Annotated in this window: 3 protein-coding genes; all 3 read right to left on the minus strand. The window is 62.3% G+C overall.

The window, feature by feature from the left end:
* Nucleotides 1–345: 345 nt before the first annotated feature.
* The 3 genes from ASD32_RS21750 to ASD32_RS29755 all read right to left on the minus strand — a co-directional run bounded on the left by ASD32_RS21750 (nt 346) and on the right by ASD32_RS29755 (nt 1,982).
* Entirely contained in the window at nt 346–1,116 is a 771-nt protein-coding gene (locus ASD32_RS21750; RefSeq protein WP_060640130.1) for an SDR family oxidoreductase, read from the minus strand.
* Between the two features lie 114 nt (nt 1,117–1,230).
* Nucleotides 1,231–1,638: a lysozyme inhibitor LprI family protein gene (locus ASD32_RS21755; protein ID WP_060640131.1), complete on the minus strand. Its 408-nt coding sequence runs from the start codon at nt 1,636–1,638 to the stop codon at nt 1,231–1,233.
* Between the two features lie 131 nt (nt 1,639–1,769).
* Nucleotides 1,770–1,982 (minus strand): hypothetical protein, encoded by a 213-nt coding sequence (locus ASD32_RS29755; RefSeq protein ID WP_156383285.1) that lies wholly within the window; start codon nt 1,980–1,982, stop codon nt 1,770–1,772.
* Nucleotides 1,983–2,091 lie beyond the last annotated feature (109 nt).

Here is a 2,091-nt window from a genome sequence, read left to right on the forward strand (position 1 = left end):
CCAGGGCAAAAGAACTCGCTTATCCTGCGGCCACATCAGTCAATTCGACGATTATGCAACGGTCCCCGCGGGGGAGAAGGGGGAGATCGGGGCAGGCCCCGGTTATTCCGTTGAACCTGCAAGTAGAAAAAAGGCTAAGCGGCACGCTCCGCAGCCCTCTCTTCTCCCGAGAGAAAAGATGGCCAGAAGCGCAGATGGGGGCCTTATCTCTTCTCCCCGTCGGGGAGAAGGTGGCGCGCAGCGCCGGATGAGGGGGCGGTACGCTCGGAATTCGCCGACATACCCCCTCATCGCCTCACTGCGTTCGGCACTTCTCCCCGCAGGGGAGAAGGGAAAGTGCCCACCTTACATCCTGACCGTCATGCCGCCATCCACCGTCAGCACATGGCCGTTGACGAACGACGCGGCGTCGCTGGCCAGGAACAGGGCGGCGCCGGCGATTTCGTCCGGGCGGCCCCAGCGCTGGGCCGGAATGCGCTGGCGCACGAAGGGCATCAGGTCCTCGTCGGCGGCCATTGCCGCGTTGGTCTCGGTGGCAAACCAGCCGGGTGCGATTGCATTGCTGGTGATCCCGTGCGGACCGAATTCAACCGCCATCGCGCGCATCAGGCCGGTCAGACCCTGCTTGGCAACCGGATAGATGCCGTCGCCCGGCATGGACACCTGGCCGTTGATCGAGGTGATCGAGATCAGCCGCCCGTGCCCGTTCTTCATCATGATCGCGGCCGCATCGCGCGACAGGGTCAGTGCGGCGATCAGGTCGGTCTGGATGAGATCGATCGCCGCGTCATCGTCGAAGGCCGATAGCGGCCGCCGGTCGCGGGCGCCGACATTGTTGACGAGGATGTCGAGCCGTCCGTGCTTCTGTTCGATCAGGGCCAGCGTCTCGCGCTGGGCATGGCGGTCGGCGATATCGAAGGCCGCCGTGCTAGCGCTGCCACCGGCCTGCGTGAGGGCGGAAAGGGCGGTGTCCAGGGTCGCCGCCGTGCGCCCGGTGATGACCACATGCGCTCCGGCCTCGCAAAGCGCCTTGGCGATTTCCAGCCCGAGCCCGCGCCCGCCGCCGGTCACCAGCGCGACCCGGCCTTTCAGGGAAAATCTGTCGAAGATGGTCATGGCGTCCTCGCCTTAAAGAAAAGATTGCCCATCGACACCAAAATACTTGACTTAGTCAACTATTTTCTCGATACCACCGAACTTTCGCCAGGGTTTGCGGCTGGTTTCGGGCGCTTATCGTGCGGAGGGAACCGGGCAACTCAAATCGCCTTCCTCGCAGGCCAGGTAGGTCTGCAGATCCTTGGTCCTGGTCTGTGTCAGGCCGTCAAGGCACATGGAATGGATCATCGGATAGGCGCTGCTCTCCGCCACGCCCGAGGCCGAGAAGGCGCATTCGGCATCGCGGAAAGTGACCCAGGCGCGCTGCGCCGTCACCAGAAGCTTGCTCTTGTCCGCATCGTCCTTCAGCCGCGTGCTGATCTGTTTGTAGAGTTCGTTCAACTGCTTGTCGGACTTTTTGAAAGCTTCGCTGGCGCAGGCATCCATCGTCGTCTGGTCCTGCGCATTGGCGCAATCGCCGGCGGCGTATGCTGCTGTCGTGGCAAACATTGCCAGAGAAGCGATGAGGAACAGGCGTGTCATTGGAAGCCTCCCGCGCGGCGCGGCGCGTGTCTATCGGCCGCAATGAGAAGCCTCATAGGATAGAGGCTGCGGTCGCGCATGCAAGGCAACGGCAGGAAAAAATGGCGCTCAGACCATCCCGTGCCGATGAATCAGGCTCGCCTGTTTGAAACATCGCGCGTCGCAGATGGGCTGGCAGCGAAGCGTGAAGTGTCCTGCCTGCGCCGCACGCTGGCGCTGTCTTTCGCTGTCATCCCTATCGGATTATGATAGGTCTTGATCGCCAGCCGAAGTTCATCCTGGCCATAGCTCATTCCGGCCAAAGCCCGTTTAGGCCGAAGCCCTTTAAGGAAAGCGTCCGTCATGACATCAGCCTTCCTCACCCATCTCTCCACCGAGCTTTCCGGGTTGAAATCCTCCGGTCTTTACAAGACCGAGCGGGTGATCGTGTCGATGCAGGCGGGGGAGATCGAG

The sequence above is a fragment of the Rhizobium sp. Root483D2 genome, from assembly GCF_001426685.1.
Taxonomy (GTDB): Bacteria; Pseudomonadota; Alphaproteobacteria; order Rhizobiales; family Rhizobiaceae; genus Pararhizobium; species Pararhizobium qamdonense.